Source organism: Kribbella rubisoli (assembly GCF_004217145.1).
Lineage (GTDB): Bacteria > Actinomycetota > Actinomycetes > Propionibacteriales > Kribbellaceae > Kribbella > Kribbella rubisoli.
Map to the genome: position 1 here is coordinate 244,096 of NZ_SHKR01000015.1, position 14,710 is coordinate 258,805.

Here is a 14,710-nt window from a genome sequence, read left to right on the forward strand (position 1 = left end):
TGAGCGCGGGTCGCTACTGTGTTTGATGGTGATCTCGCTTCGCTCGCTCACGGGGCTATCCCTTCGTCCGGGCTCGTGGGTCGAGGAGGAACACCGCGAAGTCACAGAGCAGGACGCAGATCAGCACGGCCAGCGTCACCAGCAGGAAGAGGGACTGCAGCAACGGATAGTCGGTGCTCACGGTGGCGTTGTAGAACATGTAGCCGAGCCCGGGATAGTTGAACACGTACTCGACCAGGATCGTGCCGGAGATGACGAAGCCGAGTGACATCGCGAAGCCGGACAGGTTGGGCAGGAACGCGTTCCGGCCGGCGTAGCCGAACATGATCCGCCGGCTCGGGATGCCCTTGGCCCGCGCCATCCGGACGTAGTCCTCGGCGAGCGTGGTGATCATGTTGTTCCGCATGGTCAGGATCCAGCCGCCGACCGCGGTGATCAGGATCGTCGCGGCCGGCAGGATGCCGTGCTTGACAACGCTGAGGATGAACTCGCCGTTGAATCCCGGCGTCAATCCTTGGTCGTAGTTGAAGTCGTTGGGCAGGATCGCGTGATCGCCGATCGCGAACAGCGAGATGAACAGCAGCGCGACCCAGAAATACGGCAGCGCCGAGGTGACGATGAAGACCGGCGGCACGATCCCGTCGATCAGCCCGCCCCGGCGCCAGCCGGAGATCGTGCCGATCAGCGTGCCGAGGGCGAACGCCAGGATGGTCGTGATCCCGACCAGTCCCAGCGTCCACGGCAACGCGCTGCTGATCAGCGTGGTCACCGGGACGCCGAGGCTGCTGCCGATCGACACACCCCAGTGCCCGGTGACCATCGCCTTCAGGTACTCCAGGTACTGCAACACGATGTTCTTGTCCGGCTGGAAGCCGAACTCGGCCAGGACGGTCCGCAACTGCTCCGCCGTGACGACCGAGCCGCCCTTGCTGAGCCGCTCCCGGAGCGCCTCCTCAGGACTGCCGGGCATCAACCGCGGGATGAAGAAGTTCAGCGTCATCGCGGCCCAGAGCGTGAGCACGAAGAACCCGAGACGTCGTAGCAGGTATCTCACCGCAAATAGCTCCTCGTGCTCACCCTGTCGTGACTTCCGGACTACTTCTGGACTACTTCTGGACTACTTCTGTGCGGCCTTCGAGTACAGGTTGGCCAGCACCTGTCCGGCGTCCGGGATGTTGTACGGCGCCGGCTGGGCGTACGGGTTGTCCTGCGTCGGCCAGCCCTCGATGTCCTTGGTGTTGTACTGGTACCAGTCGACCGACTCGGTCGTCGGGATCAGCGGGACATCCTTGATCATGTACCCAGAGATCTGCTTGATCAGCTTGACCTGGGTGTCGGGATCCGCGCTGGCGTACTGGTCGAACAGCTTGTCCACCTCGGGGTTGCTGTACCGCGAGTAGTTGCTGTTGGCCTGCTTGCCGATCGGCGCGGTGTTCTTCGAGTACAGCAGCTGCCGCAGCTCGTAGTACGGCGTCGGTCCGCCGGACAGGCTGGAGTAGGCCAGATCGTAGTCACCGGTGTACAGCTTCTGGTTGTACGACTGCTGCTGCAGGTCCTGGATGCTCAGCTCGACGCCGACCTTGGCCAGCTGCTGCTTGACGACCGCGAGCGACGCGTCCCAGTCGGTGTAGCCGGTGACCGTGATGACGTTGAGCTTGAGCGGGTTCGACTCCGAGTACCCGGCGGTCTGCAGGAGTTGCTTGGCCTTGTCGAGGTTCGGCTTGTCGTACCCGGCCGCGGCCAGGGCGTCCTTGTCGAAGTACTTGTCGAAGGTCGGCGTGACGACACCGGTCTGGTTCGCGGCCGGCTGGTAGCCGCTCTCACCGATCTTCGAGATCTGCTCCCGGTCGAGCGCGTAGGCCAGTGCCTGCCGGACCGCCAGCTTGCTGGTCGCCGGGCGGGACGGGTCGTTGTTCGGCACCAGGGCGACGTTCGCGGTCGGCGGGAACCAGTAGTTGTTCTCCGGCGACTTCGACTTGTAGAACTTGTCGATGTTCGGGATGTACTGACCGCCCCACTGCGCCTTGCCGCTGGCGAGGTCGAGGTTGGCCGGGTTGTTGTCCAGGTAGGCCGGGTACTGCACCTTCTGGATGTACGGCTTGCCCGGCTGCCAGTACGACTGGTTGGCGCTGTAGGAGATGTTGTTCGGGCTGCAGGACTCGACCGTGTAAGGCCCGGTGCCGACCGGCTTCGGGTCCGCCCAGGTGGCCGGCTTCGACGCCGCATCACCGGTCGACCAGATGTGCTTCGGGACGATGTTGACCTGGTTGGCGAAGTTGAAGAAGTACGGCTCGGCCGCGCCCTTGAACTTCAGCGTGACCTTGTTGCCCGCCGCGGTGACACTGGTCAGCCCGGCGCCGGTCCACAGCGCGTAGATGTCCAGGGCCGGCTGCGCCTTCATCAGGTTGAACGTGTAGACCACGTCGTCGGCGCTGAACGGCTGCCCGTCGCTCCACTTCACACCGTCGCGGATCGTGAAGACGATCGAGTCCTTCTTCGGCGACCAGGCGAAGTCGGTGGCCAGCATCGGCGTGGTGGCGCCGGCCTTCAGCACGTTGACGAAGGTCAGCGGCTCGTAGACGAAACCGCCCGCGACGCCGTTGACCGACGGGTTGAACGGGTTGAACTGACACGGCCAGGTCTGTCCGCCGACGTTGGCGATCGTGACCGAGCCGCCCTTCTTGTACTGGCCGGTGCTGCCGCCGCTACTCGTCGAGGACGACGGGTTGGCCGACGACGCCCCGCTCCCGATCGGCTTGTCGCCGCCGCCGCACCCGGCGGTCAGTGCGCCGACCGCTATCGCGGCGACCGCGATGCGTGTGATGCCCCTCATCGTCTCTGCCTTTCGCTACTGGTAATCCTGCTCATGCGAATGCTTCTGCACCGAGGACAACTCCCGCTGCCTCGACGCCAAGGGCGAGCGCCCCGATCAGCGGAGCGTCCGAAGGAAACCGGGCCACCGACAACTCCGGTGGGAAGGGGACGGCTGCGTCGAGGGCGCGACGCAGGCCGGCTTCGATCTGGTCCCAGGAACGAACCAGGCCGCCGCCGACGACGATCCGGACCGGATCGACCGCGATGGCCAGGTTGGCCAGGTGCATCGCCAGCTCCCGGACGAACTCGTCGGTGAGGACGGCGGCGTCCGGCTGGGTCCGCGCCATCGTGAAGACGTCGGCGGCCGTGACCGGCTGCCCGAGCCGGGCGGACCCGGTGGTCTCGAGTGCCTGACCGCTGACGACGTGTTCCAGGATCGTGCGCTCGTCCGCGTCGACGTACACGTCGCCGGCCGAGCGCAAGTTGTAGCCGATCTCGCCGGACGCGCCGTGCGCGCCGGTGATCACGGTGCCGCCGGCAACGATCGCGATCGCGAGACCGGTGCCGAGATTGACGTACAGCCCCGGGTCGCAGTCGGCGAGTGCGCCCCAGCGCAGCTCGGCCGCAGCGGCCGCCTTCACATCGGTTGCCAGCCGCACCGGTACGCCGGGAAAGCCGTCCCGCACCAGCCGCCCGAACGGAAGGTCGTCCCAGCCCGGGAAAGTGGGGGCCAGCTCGACGCGGTCGTCGTACGGGATGCCGAGGGTGGCCGCGCCGACACCGGCGAGCTCCTGGCCGGGGGCGACCTCGGCGAGCAGTTCGTGGGCAGCGGTCAGGCCGCGGGCCATGGCTTCAGCAGCGCCACCGGACTCGGCGCGGCTGTCGATGGTCCGTGTTCCCAGTCGACGGCCGGACAGGTCGCTGACCGCCAAGGCGATCTTCGTCCCGCCGAAGTCGAGTCCGAGGACGACCGGCGTTGGAACCACAGGGGTGGCACCTCCTCGGGACAACCAATAGAATCGATAGGAAACTAACTTAACAACCAACGGACCACAAGGCTTAACTACGAGTTGGTGGCCGAGTTGTTAACAGCGAGGGGGTCGACGTGACGGTTGTTGCGCCAGGCGCATCCGCGGCACGCCCGCAGTTGATCCGCGAGATCAACGAACAGGTGCTGCTCGATCACATCCGGCGATCCGGACCGATCTCGCGGACAGAGCTCGCCGGCCTGACCGGATTGTCGAAGCCGACCGTGTCGGCGGCGCTCGGCTCGCTGGAGCGGACCGGTCTGGTGCACGTGACCGGCCAGCGCACCGGCGTACCGGGACCGGCGGCCAGCCTGTACGAGGTGCGGCCGGACGCGGGGTACGTGCTCGGGCTCGATGTCGGGCGCGAATACCTGCGCGGGGCGATCTCGGATCTCGCGGGCACCGTGCGTGCGCGACTGAGTGTTCGCACCAAGGCCGGTGACGCCATGGCTCGCATCCAGGAGCTCGCCGACCTGAGCACGACCCTGGCGACCGAATCGGGGATCGACGTCACGCAGCTGACCCAGACCGTGCTCGGGTCTCCCGGTGTCTACGACCCGCGACTCGATGCGCTGACGCTGACGGGACGCCTGTCCGGGTGGGATTCACCGGCGACGCTGGCGGCATTACGAGACCGCTTCGGATCGTCCTTGATGATCGAGAACGATGTCGATGCCGCCGCGATCGCCGAGCGGGTGCACGGACACGGACGGAACGTCGACAGCTTCGCCTTCGTTTCGGTCGGTACCGGAATCGGTATGGGACTCGTTCTCGACGGGAAACTTCGGCACGGATCGCACGGGGTGGCGGGCGAGATCGGGTACCTGCCGTTCACCGAAGGCAGTGGTAGCGATCCGCGGGATGCCCGCAAACGCGGCGGTTTCGACGCGTCGGCGTCCGCGGCCGCTGTCGTGCGAGCCGCGCGGCGGGCCGGCGTGCGAGGGGCGTCGACAGCCGAGAAGGTGTTTGCGGCCGCCGCTCGCGGTGACGCTGTCGCGGCCGCCGTCGTTGCGGAGGAGGCGGTGCTCGTGGCCAAGGCGGTGTGCACGGTGATCACGGTGGTGGATCCCGAGCTGGTCGTGCTGGGCGGCGGTATCGGACAAGCGCCGGGCTTCCTCGAAGCCGTCTCCCAGCAACTTCACAAGCTTGCGCCGGTGATGCCCGACGTCAAGGCCAGCGTCCTCGGCCGCGAGTCTGTCGTCGCGGGATGCCTGGCCGCGGGGCTGGACCGCTCCTGGAAGACCCTCGGCGGCCGAGTTGGAACTCAGGGCTGATCTGGTTCGAGTTCCGGGCGTGGATCGTCCGGAATGGTCAGTAGGGTTCGAGCCATGATCGCTATGTACCCGAGCTTTGTGATGGATTGCCCCGACGCCGGGGTCTTGGCCCGGTTCTACGCCGAGATCCTGGGCTGGAAGGTGGAGGCCCGCGACGGCTGGGCCGACATCAAGCCGGAGGACGGGGGCAACTGCATCTCGTTCCAGCAGGTCGAGAACTTCAAGCCGCCGTCCTGGCCCGGTCAGGACGTGCCGCAGCAGATGCACCTCGACGTCATGGTCCGCGACCTGGACGAGGCAGAGGCCGAGGTGCTGAAGCTGGGGGCGACCAAGCCCGAGCACCAGCCCGGGACGACGTTCCGTGTCCTCCAGGATCCGGCGGGGCACCCGTTCTGTCTCTGCGTCGACTGATCAGTCTCAGGGGTCGCCTAGGGTTGGGGTGTGACGAGTTGGCGCGAGGAACGGCGGCAGGCGGCGGTCGAGCATGCGGCTGCGCTCGAACGCCGGAAGGCCGGGGAGACCGCTCAGGCTCGTCAGCTCCTCACCGACTTCATCGCGACGCTGAAGGAAAGTGGCGTCGAGCCGGAGCCGTTGCGCGCGCAGGTCGTCGGGACGAACACGAGCTACCGGACCAACCTCACCGGGTGGTACCTGCGCCGCAACCGCTCGCTCGCCGTGGATGTCGAGGGCAACTTCTACATCCTCGGCGTGCCCGCGAGCCTCAAGGCCCGCGTCGCCGGCGTACACGTCGTACCGTCCGACCCGCCGCTCGTCGTCGGCCAAGGCGCCCGCGACGGCGAGTCATTGCCACTCGCCGAGCTGCTACGCCTTCGGCTTGAGTCCTGACAGCACGCTCTCGATCAACGCCGTTCCGGGTGCTGTCCGGCCGCCCGGTCCAGGCGATGGCCTGACGTCGTCCATCTCCAGCGTCTCGCCGCACTCCGAGCAGCACACCGTTGCCGTCGTCACCTTGCCGCAGGTCGTGTGCGTGAACCGGAGCGGCTGGCCGGCCGGGGGAGTCGCCCACCGATCGCCCCACGCGGTCAGCGCGATCAGGATCGGCACCAGCTCCTGCCCCGCCTCGGTCAGCTCGTAGCTGTACCGGACCGGGTTCTGCTGGTACGGCGTACGTCGTACCAGGCCGCCGTCCACCAGCGTCGTGAGCCGGTCGGTGAGGAGATTGCGGGAGATCCCGAGATCCGTGACGAACTGGTCGAACCGGTTGAGGCCGAGGTAGAGATCGCGCAGCACCAGCGGCGTCCACCAGTCGCCGATCAGCTCCAGGGACTGGGCGAGCGAGCAGTGCATCGAGGCGAAGCTGGTGTTCCGCATGCCCCCGAGTGTAGTCAGTTGCGTCATTGAACTCACTAACCCTAGGGTGGTCGTATGGGCATTTACCACCGGATCGTGGCGCGGCAGGTGCGGAACGCGTTCGCGCAGATCAGCGCGGGCAACTGGGAGGCGATGGTGGCCGGGATGGCGCCCTCGTTCACGTACCGGTTCTACGGGGACCACGCTCTCGGCGGCGAGCGCCGGACCCACGAGGCGCTGCGGAGTTGGTGGGAGCGGTGCTTCCGGCTGCTGCCGAACACCCGCTTCGAGGTGCGGGACGTGCTCGTCAACGGCTGGCCGTGGAACACCCGGGTCGCGACAGCAGTCACCGTCCACGTGGGCGTCGTGGACGGTTCGACGTACGAGAACGTGGTTCATCAGTTCCTCCGGATCCGGTGGGGCAAGATCACCGAGGTGTGCACGCTCGAGGACACCGCCGTACTGGAGAGAACCCTCGACCGGCTGGCCGCGGCGGGGTACGCCGAGGCGCACGCCGCGCAGATCACTGGTTGAGGCCGGCCGGCTTGAGGCCCTTGAAGGTCAGGTAGAGACCGATCGACAGCTCCCAGAGGGCGACCGGGACGGTGGCGATCCCCGACAACGCGGACAGCTGGCTGTTGTGGCCGAGGAGCGTCAGGATGTTGGCGGTGAGCAGCAGAGGTGCGCCGATGAGGCCCATGACCGGCATGAACCGCGGGACCCGGCGGGAGCGGTACATCAGGGTGCCGAGCAGGATGGCGCTGATCGCGGGCATGGTGCCGGGGCCGAAGAGGAAGGTCCAGTTGCGGACCTCGACGAGCGCCTGCCCGACGGTGGCAAGTGCCGCGGAGTCGGTGCCCTGAGCGCCGGCGAGATCCTGTCGCAGGGTGACGACGGCGACGAGACTGACGACGCCGATCATGATGACGGCCGCCTCGAGCGTCCGTGAGGTGACGAAGCCGAGCGCCAGGGACTCCTTGTACCGCTTCATCACCGGGAAGAGGGCGACCGCGCTGCCGATGCCGGCGAGGGCGTTGACGAAGTCGAGGAGACATCCCCACAGCACGCGGGCATCCTGTCCGGAGCCGAGGATGTAGTTGTGGTCGTTCAGCACGGGACCGATCAGGAACAGCGCGGGAATCGAGGCGGCGAACGTCACCAGGTAGAAGATCCCGGCGGCGCGGGCGTGGCCGCGGTCCGGATCGGTGGTGCCGACGGTGGTGGCCGGGGCAGGTGCGGTGATGGTCATGACAGTTTCCTTTGCGTTTGGTCGGGATCGACCCGGTCGACCGAGAGCAACGGCAGACCGAGATCGCGGAGTCGCTGGAGGAGTCCGTGCAGGGCCGCCTGGTCGGCCACCTGGCCGTGGATGACGGAGGTGCCGTCGGCGTGCGCGCTGACGGTCAATCCGTCGAACCACGCGGCCCACCGGGGATCGATGCGCCCTTCGAGGCGGATCTCGTACCAGGCTGATTCGTGGTTCATGCCTGCAAAGTAGGAGCGGGTCTGGTGACCGCGCATCACATCATGTGGTGATCATCAGCGGGTGAGGAGACCGAGCTGATGGGCCCGCCGGATCGCCGCGCGGCGGTTGTTCACGCCGAGCTTGGTGTAGATGTGTTTGGTGTGCGTACGCACGGTGTTGAGCGACACCACGAGCTCCCGTGCGATCGACGGACCGTCGAGTTCGCTGGTGAGCAACCGCAGTACGTCGAGCTCGCGATCGCTCAGCGGATCGATGAGCGTCTGCGGGGTGCTGACGCGTGTGGGCCGGCCGGCCGCGTCCAGGAGCGTGCGCGCGTACGGCGACCGGATCCGCTGCAGCATCGAGGTGCCTTCGCTGATGAAGACGCGGACGTATCCCTCGGGTTCGGCCAGTGCCAGCGCTCGTTCCAGCGGGGCAGGATCGCGGGCGGCAAGCGCCTGGAGGACGAGGATCTCGATCAGGCTGCCGGTCCGGTTCTCCGCGGCCGCTCGCAGCCTTTCGAGAAGCGGTACGGCGTCCTCGCCGTGGGCCATCATGAGCCGGGCCAGCGTCACATGCTCGTACTCGTGCAGATAAGACAACTCATCGGGCACGCTCTCTGCCCACTCCTGAGCCGCGGAGAGATCGCCTCGTCTGATCAGCAGCCGTGCTCGTACGGCGGTCAGCGGGCGGACGTTCGGTGAGAAGTCGCCGACGTACACCTTGATGGCGGCGTCGAGCAGCTCGAGTGCGCTGTCGAGATCGCCTTCGGCCTCGCGGATCCGGGCCATCGCGAGTCGCCAGCGGTACGGGTTCTGCGGGAGGTCGGCGCCGAGCCCCTCCGCGCGGCGCAGGTAGTCGGTGGCTGCGTCCAGATCGTTCCGTTCCCAGGCGATCCGGCTCAGACCGACGTACATGTCGGACGTGCCGCGCATGCCGGGACCGGCAATGTCCAGCGCTCGCTCGAGTGTCGCTTGCGCTCGGCGGAGCCGGCCTTGAGTGATCTCGAGGTCGGCCAGCGTCACGGAGCAGCCGAGGACGTCGGCAATGTGGCCGGCGCGTTCCAGCCCCGCCGCCGCGGCGGCGTACCCGCGGTGCGCGGACTCGATATCTCCACCCGCCCACGAGGCTAGAGCCGATAGCGCCGAGGCAGCCGACGTGGTCAGGTCGTCGCCGGGGAGAGCGAGCTGGATCGCCACTGCGGCGTGCTCGATCGTACCGGTCGGATTGCCGGCAATCAGGTCGAGTGCGGCGCGGTAGGTCTCGATCGCGCTCGGCAGGCGTTCGAGCTCTTCGCGATCCACAACCACGAACTCGTCGCCAGAGATCTGCCGCTCGATGTCTTGGAGCCGTTGCTCGACTCCGGCGAACTCGTTGCTGGCCATCAACGCCCCGACGAATCCGATCGCGAGCACCGGCCTCCGCCGTACGACGTCGTCGGGGATGTCGTCGAGCCAGCGCCGGATCGTGGCCTCCTGCCGCTCGCGCCTGAGCCCAGGGACCGCGAGCTCGACGAGATCCGCAGCATGGTCGACGTCTCCGGCCGCGACGGCGTGGTGCACGGCTGCCACTGTGTCGCCCGCATCGTCGTACCACTGGGCGGCGCGTCGGTGCAGTTCCGCAACGTCGCCGCGCTCGGCGAGCAGACGCGCCCGCAGTACGTCGGCGAAGAGGTGGTGATAGCGGTACCACTGCCGGCGATCGTCCAGCGGGACGACGAACAGGTTCTGGCGCTCAAGCGATTCGAGCATCGCTCTGCCGCCGGGCTGCCCGGTGACGGCATCGCACAGCGGGCCGGTCAGTCGATCGACCACGCACGTCTCGAGCAGGAACCGGCGTACCTGCTCCGGTTGGCGGTCGAGGACTTCGTCGACGAGATAGTCGACGACGTACCGGTCGTCGCCCGCGAAGTCGTCGATGAACCTGCTCGCGTCGCTGCGGCCGCGCAACGACAGCGCCGCCAGTCCAAGAGCGGCGATCCAGCCTTCGGTGCGTTCCTCGAGCGTTGCGATGGCGTCGGCGTCGAGCCCTGTCCCGGTGAAGTAGTTGTGCACTTCTTCGAGCGTGAAGCGCAGGTCGGCCGCGCGTGCTTCGACGAGTTCGCCGCGAGTGCGCAGCCGAGCCAGGGGGAGTGCGGGGTCGGCCCGGGTGCTGATCAGCAGGTGGAGTTGCGGCGGGAGATGGTCGAGCAGATAAGTCATGCCGCGGCTGATCTCGAGGCCGTCGGCGAGGTGGTAGTCGTCGAGGACGAGGTCGATCTCGCCCGGCAGAACACTCAGCTCATTGAGTACGCCGGCCAGGACGGTCTCGATCGGCGCGGGACCGGACTGGAGCAACGCCAGGGCGTCTTCCGCGATGCCCGGCGCGGCACGATCGAGCGCGGTCAAGACATACGTCCAGAAGGTGACGGGATCCCGGTCGCTCTCCTCCAGCGAGACCCAGGCCGCGTCGTCGGCGGCCCATGCTGAAACGAGTGTGGTCTTGCCGAAGCCGGCCGGTGCGGACACCAGCGTGAGCGCGGTGCCGTCCTTGCGCAGCAGGCGTTCGTCGAGCCGCGATCGATGCACCAGGCCCTCGCGACTCCGCGGGCGATACAGCTTGGTCTCGACAAGAAGTCCGGCCATCACACCCCCTCCGGCACGACGTCGTCAGGATGAGAATAGGCCGAGGATTGCGGGCCTGCCCGGAAACTCGAATGCTTTTGTCGGTGGGCCCGGTTACGGTCGGTCGAGTGCTGACTCTGCTTCGCTACGGCGTTCGTGTTGCACCTGGGAGCACCCTTCTGACGATGGGTCTGGCTGTCCTCGGCTCGCTGCTGGGGATGGCGGTCACGTTGCTGACCGGCGGCGTCGTCGGAGCGGTCCCGGGTGTGATCGACGGACGTCCCGATGCGATGTCGCTCAGCGAGTTCAGCTGGCTGCTCGGCGGTCTGCTGGCGGTCTTCGTCATCGACAGCCTGATGCCGGCCTTGCAGCAGGTCGCCTCGCTGACATTGGACGCCGGGATGGTCCGCGCGATCGGCACCGGCATCACCGAGCCGCTGCTGCGCCCGCGTCGCGTGCGGCACCTCGAGGATTCCGAGGTCCTGGACGTGCAGGAGCGGGCGAAAGGCAAGGGCGGATTCCACCTTGCCCAGGGCATGAGCCAGCTGCCGTATCTGCTCGCCAGCCGGATCACGCTGCTCGGCTCGGCAGTGATCGTCGGCGCGATGTTCACCTGGTGGGTCGCGGCCATGCTGGTCGCGGTGTCACTACTGCTCGAGTGGTACGGCGGTCGCCTGGTCGAGCGCGAGATCGACACCTGGTGGGGCAACACCGAGGAGCAGCGCCGCGCGCAGTACCTGTTCGACCTCGGCATGCGCGACGCCCCGAAAGAGCTGCGCGTGTTCGGCCTGCACAACTGGCTGGTGCAGCGCTATGTCCGCGACTGGACGGCCGGCTTCCGCCCGGTCTGGGCGCGCCGCCGCAAGAACGTGAAGTTCTCGATCCTGATCGGCGGCGTGCACCTGATCGCCAACGGCATCGCGATCGTCGCCGTCGGCCGCGCGGCGCTGAACGGCTCGCTGCCGCTGACCCAGGTCGCGACGACGCTGCCCGCGATCCTCGCGATCGGCCAGTCCAACAACGGGTACGGCGTGGTCCAGGTCCGCCGCGGACTCTCTGCGTACCGCGCGATGCGGGACCTGCCGCAGACGATCGCCGAGCGGCACCCGGAGCCGGTCGCGGAGAACAAGCACCGGATCGAGACGATGCCGGCCCGCGAGATCCGCTTCGAGAACGTGAGCTTCCGTTACCCGGGTTCAGAGGCCGACGTACTGCGGGGGCTCGACTTCACGCTCCACGCGCACGAGGCGCTCGCGCTCGTCGGCATCAACGGCGCCGGCAAGTCAACGCTGGTCAAGCTGCTCGGCGGTGCCTACAAGCCGACGAGCGGGCGGATTCTCGTCGACGGTGTCGATCTCGCGGAGCTCGATCTCGCGGCTTGGCAGCGACGGGTTGCGGCGATCGTGCAGGACTTCTTGCGGTTTCCGCTGTCGGTCACGGACAACGTCGTGTTCGGTGCGGTCGAGCGTGCAGGGGATGAGCTCACGCTGGCCAAGGTCGCCCGTGAGTCCGGGATCGACGCTGTCGTCCGCGGTCTGCCGAAGGGCTGGGACACCGTGCTGGACAAGACGTTCGACGGCGGCGTCGACCTGTCCGGCGGCGAGTGGCAGCGGGTCGCGCTGGCCCGCGCGTTGTTCGCCGTCCATGCCGGTGCGGGCGTGCTGGTGCTGGACGAGCCGGCCGCGGCGCTCGACGTACGTGCAGAAGCCGAGTTGGTCGAGCGGTATCTCCAGCTGACCTCCGGTGTGGCGTCGTTGATCATCTCGCACCGGTTCTCCGTCGTGCGCAACGCCCACCGGATCTGTGTGTTGTCCGGCGGACGCATCGTCGAGGACGGCACGCATGAGGAGCTGCTCGCCACGGACGGGGAGTACGCCACGATGTTCCGGCTGCAGGCCGAGCGGTATGTGACCGGACCGGAGGCTGTCGATGCCTAAGACGTTCCGCATCCTCTGGCTCTGGCTGAGTACGTCGTTCCGCGCGGCGCCCGGGCTGATGACGATCTCGGCCGTCCTCGTCGCGGCCCGCGCCATCACCGCACCGGCCCAGACGTACGGCGTGAGCCGGCTCGTCGACGGGATCGCGTCGGACAGCTCGGACACGATCGCCCTGGGCATCGCGATCATCGTCGGCGGCCTTGCGGTCTCGTTCGTCGCGGACGGACTGGGCTGGCCGTTGCAGGACACCGCGCAGGAACGGATGGCCGGGCGCGTGCACGCGGACCTGCTCGACGTGACGACCGGGATCCCCGGGCTGTCGCACCACGAGCGGCCCGATGTCGCCGACCGGCTCGAGTTAGTGCGCGAGCGCGCGTGGCGGATGGGTGTCGGCGCCGAGGTGCTGCTCTGGGCGTTCGCGACGGTGACAAACACCGCGACTGTGCTCACGCTGCTCGGGTCGGTGCAGCCGGTGCTGCTGGTGCTGCCGTTGCTCGGCTGCGCGCGCATCTGGTCGGCGTACCTGAGCAGCACGCGGCAGCAGAAGGCCTGGGAGGATTCGCTGCCGCAGGAGCGTCTGGTCGACCGGCTGATCGAGGTCGCGAAGGATCCGCGGACAGGTCTCGAACTGCGGGTGTTCGGGCTCGGGAAGGTCTTGCTGGACAGGATCTTCGCGTTGCAGACCGAGCGGTTCGCCCGCCGGGTCGCGGCCGCCCGCTGGGGCGGCAAGGTCGACAGTTCGGTGCGGCTGGTGTTCGGTCTCGCGTACGCCGCGGCGATCGTCTGGGTGGTCGCCCGCGCTCGGCACGGTGAGCAGACGGCCGGCGACGTCGTACTCGTGCTGCTGCTCGCGCCGCAGGTCGATCAGATGACCGGCGGTATCGCGCAGAACGTGTACTGGGTCGGCGAGGTCGTGCGCAGCTTCAGCCGCTACGACTGGCTGCGCGAGTACGCGAAGCAGAACTCGTGGCGCTCCAGCGCGACCCCGGCCCCGGAGCGACTCACCTCCGGGATCGAACTGCGGAACGTCGGATTCTCCTACCCTGGTTCGGAATCCGCGGTCCTCAGCGGCATCAGCCTGACGCTGCCGGCCGGTGCGGCGGTCGCGCTGGTGGGGGAGAACGGCGCCGGGAAGACGACGTTGGTCAAGCTGCTCGCGCGGATGTACGACCCGACGACCGGAAGCGTTCTGATCGACGGCGTGGACCTCGCGACGATCCAGCCGGACGAGTGGCGGTCACAGCTCTCGGCCGGGTTCCAGGACTTCGTGAAGTTCGAGCTGACCGCGCGCGAGGTCGTCGCGATCGGCGACGTGGCGCGCGCCGACGACGAGGACGCCGTACACACCGCGATCCTGCGCGGTGATGCCGAGTCGGTGATCGCCGGGTTGTCGCACGGGCTCGACAGTCAACTGGGCAAGAAGTTCGCCGATGGTGTCGAGCTGTCCGGCGGGCAGTGGCAGCGGCTCGCGCTGGCCCGCGCGTTCATGCGTGAACGTCCATTGTTGTTATTGCTCGACGAGCCGACAGCAGCGCTCGACCCGGAGGCCGAACACCGGCTCTACGAGCAGTACGCCGATGCAGCGAAGGTCGCCGCGGCCGAGACCGGCGGGATCACGGTCCTGGTCTCACACCGGTTCTCGACCGTCCGGATGGCCGACCTGATCGTCGTCCTGCACGACGGCCGGGTCGAAGAGTTCGGCACCCACTCCGACCTGCTCGCAGCCGGCGGCCGGTACGCCGAACTCTTCGAGCTCCAGGCTCGCGCCTATCGCTAGGCCTGCACCCGCCGATCCGCACGCTCAGCCAGCTCGTCCTCATCGACCAGCGTGATCATCTGCCCGCCCGGCGCGCACAGCATCGTCACGGTGAACTTCAGCGGGATATCCGACCGGTTGTTGCCGTCGTGGTAGTGGATCACGTCGCCGCCCGGCTCCCAGAACGCCTCACCGGCCTTGATCACCCGCGGCGCCTCGCCCTCGAGCTCGAACAACATCTCGCCTTCGAAGACGTACCCGAACGCGGGCCCGGAGTGCCGATGTGGCGGCGCACCGGGATCGCCGGCCGGATACTCGATCACCACCGTCATCGCGTGGAACCCGTCAGGCACGAACGGCGGCTCAATCTCCTGCAACATCGTGAAAGCGTTCTGCCAGGTGCTGGACCGCTGTTCGGTCGTGTCGGTCATCGAAGCTCACCTTCCAGTCGGTATTCGGGTCTCTCCACACAAGACAGGGCAGCGCGATGCGGTGTGACGGTCACAGGGGAGCGGGCTGGGC

General features: G+C 67.7%; 14 protein-coding genes. 6 read left to right on the forward strand and 8 right to left on the reverse strand.

What is annotated here, in order from left to right; genetic code table 11:
• Positions 1-55 precede the first annotated feature (55 nt).
• The 3 genes from EV645_RS30635 to EV645_RS30645 form a co-directional block, all read right to left on the reverse strand.
• Positions 56-1,054, reverse strand: a complete 999-nt coding sequence (locus tag EV645_RS30635; RefSeq protein WP_130447532.1) for an ABC transporter permease — start codon at positions 1,052-1,054, stop codon at positions 56-58.
• 63 nt (positions 1,055-1,117) lie between these two features.
• Positions 1,118-2,833: an ABC transporter substrate-binding protein gene (locus tag EV645_RS30640; protein ID WP_130447533.1), complete on the reverse strand. Its 1,716-nt coding sequence runs from the start codon at positions 2,831-2,833 to the stop codon at positions 1,118-1,120.
• 31 nt (positions 2,834-2,864) lie between these two features.
• Positions 2,865-3,800: an ROK family protein gene (locus EV645_RS30645; RefSeq protein ID WP_130447534.1), complete on the reverse strand. Its 936-nt coding sequence runs from the start codon at positions 3,798-3,800 to the stop codon at positions 2,865-2,867.
• A gap of 119 nt (positions 3,801-3,919) precedes the next feature.
• Here EV645_RS30645 and EV645_RS30650 point away from each other — a divergent pair, with 119 nt between their 5' ends.
• The 3 genes from EV645_RS30650 to EV645_RS30660 are packed head-to-tail and all read left to right on the forward strand — an operon-like array spanning position 3,920 to position 5,962.
• Positions 3,920-5,116: an ROK family transcriptional regulator gene (locus tag EV645_RS30650; protein ID WP_130447535.1), complete on the forward strand. Its 1,197-nt coding sequence runs from the start codon at positions 3,920-3,922 to the stop codon at positions 5,114-5,116.
• A 54-nt stretch (positions 5,117-5,170) separates the two neighbouring features.
• Positions 5,171-5,527: a VOC family protein gene (locus EV645_RS30655; RefSeq protein ID WP_130447536.1), complete on the forward strand. Its 357-nt coding sequence runs from the start codon at positions 5,171-5,173 to the stop codon at positions 5,525-5,527.
• A gap of 30 nt (positions 5,528-5,557) precedes the next feature.
• Entirely contained in the window at positions 5,558-5,962 is a 405-nt protein-coding gene (locus tag EV645_RS30660) for a hypothetical protein (RefSeq protein WP_130447537.1), read from the forward strand.
• Here the strand turns inward: EV645_RS30660 and EV645_RS30665 are convergent.
• Positions 5,939-6,448: a winged helix-turn-helix transcriptional regulator gene (locus EV645_RS30665; RefSeq protein ID WP_130447538.1), complete on the reverse strand. Its 510-nt coding sequence runs from the start codon at positions 6,446-6,448 to the stop codon at positions 5,939-5,941. The two genes, EV645_RS30660 and EV645_RS30665, sit on opposite strands and share 24 nt — an antisense overlap.
• 54 nt (positions 6,449-6,502) lie before the next feature.
• Between EV645_RS30665 and EV645_RS30670 the strand changes: the two genes are divergently transcribed.
• Positions 6,503-6,961 (forward strand): nuclear transport factor 2 family protein, encoded by a 459-nt coding sequence (locus tag EV645_RS30670; protein ID WP_242000767.1) that lies wholly within the window; start codon positions 6,503-6,505, stop codon positions 6,959-6,961.
• On the opposite strand, the gene EV645_RS30675 is transcribed toward EV645_RS30670, so the two are convergent.
• From EV645_RS30675 to EV645_RS30685, 3 genes are read right to left on the reverse strand one after another with little or no spacing between them, the layout of a single operon-like run.
• The gene (locus EV645_RS30675) at positions 6,951-7,676 is read right to left on the reverse strand and encodes a DUF4386 domain-containing protein (protein WP_130447539.1); all 726 of its coding nucleotides are present in this window, start codon (positions 7,674-7,676) and stop codon (positions 6,951-6,953) included. The genes EV645_RS30670 and EV645_RS30675 overlap by 11 nt on opposite strands.
• On the reverse strand, positions 7,673-7,912 hold the full coding sequence (locus EV645_RS30680; RefSeq protein ID WP_130447540.1) for a hypothetical protein: 240 nt from the start codon (positions 7,910-7,912) through the stop codon (positions 7,673-7,675). Before EV645_RS30680 ends, EV645_RS30675 begins: the two co-directional genes overlap by 4 nt.
• A gap of 54 nt (positions 7,913-7,966) precedes the next feature.
• Complete coding sequence (locus EV645_RS30685) at positions 7,967-10,516, reverse strand: winged helix-turn-helix domain-containing protein (RefSeq protein ID WP_130447541.1); 2,550 nt, start codon at positions 10,514-10,516, stop codon at positions 7,967-7,969.
• A 164-nt stretch (positions 10,517-10,680) separates the two neighbouring features.
• On the opposite strand from EV645_RS30685, the gene EV645_RS30690 reads away from it, so the two are divergent.
• Together EV645_RS30690 and EV645_RS30695 are read left to right on the forward strand one after the other, a co-directional pair.
• A complete protein-coding gene (locus EV645_RS30690; protein ID WP_242000768.1) occupies positions 10,681-12,432 on the forward strand; it encodes an ABC transporter ATP-binding protein in 1,752 nt (583 codons plus the stop codon).
• Positions 12,425-14,209, forward strand: a complete 1,785-nt coding sequence (locus tag EV645_RS30695; protein ID WP_130447543.1) for an ABC transporter ATP-binding protein — start codon at positions 12,425-12,427, stop codon at positions 14,207-14,209. Before EV645_RS30690 ends, EV645_RS30695 begins: the two co-directional genes overlap by 8 nt.
• Here EV645_RS30695 and EV645_RS30700 read toward each other — a convergent pair.
• Positions 14,206-14,619: a cupin domain-containing protein gene (locus EV645_RS30700; protein ID WP_130447544.1), complete on the reverse strand. Its 414-nt coding sequence runs from the start codon at positions 14,617-14,619 to the stop codon at positions 14,206-14,208. The genes EV645_RS30695 and EV645_RS30700 overlap by 4 nt on opposite strands.
• Positions 14,620-14,710 lie beyond the last annotated feature (91 nt).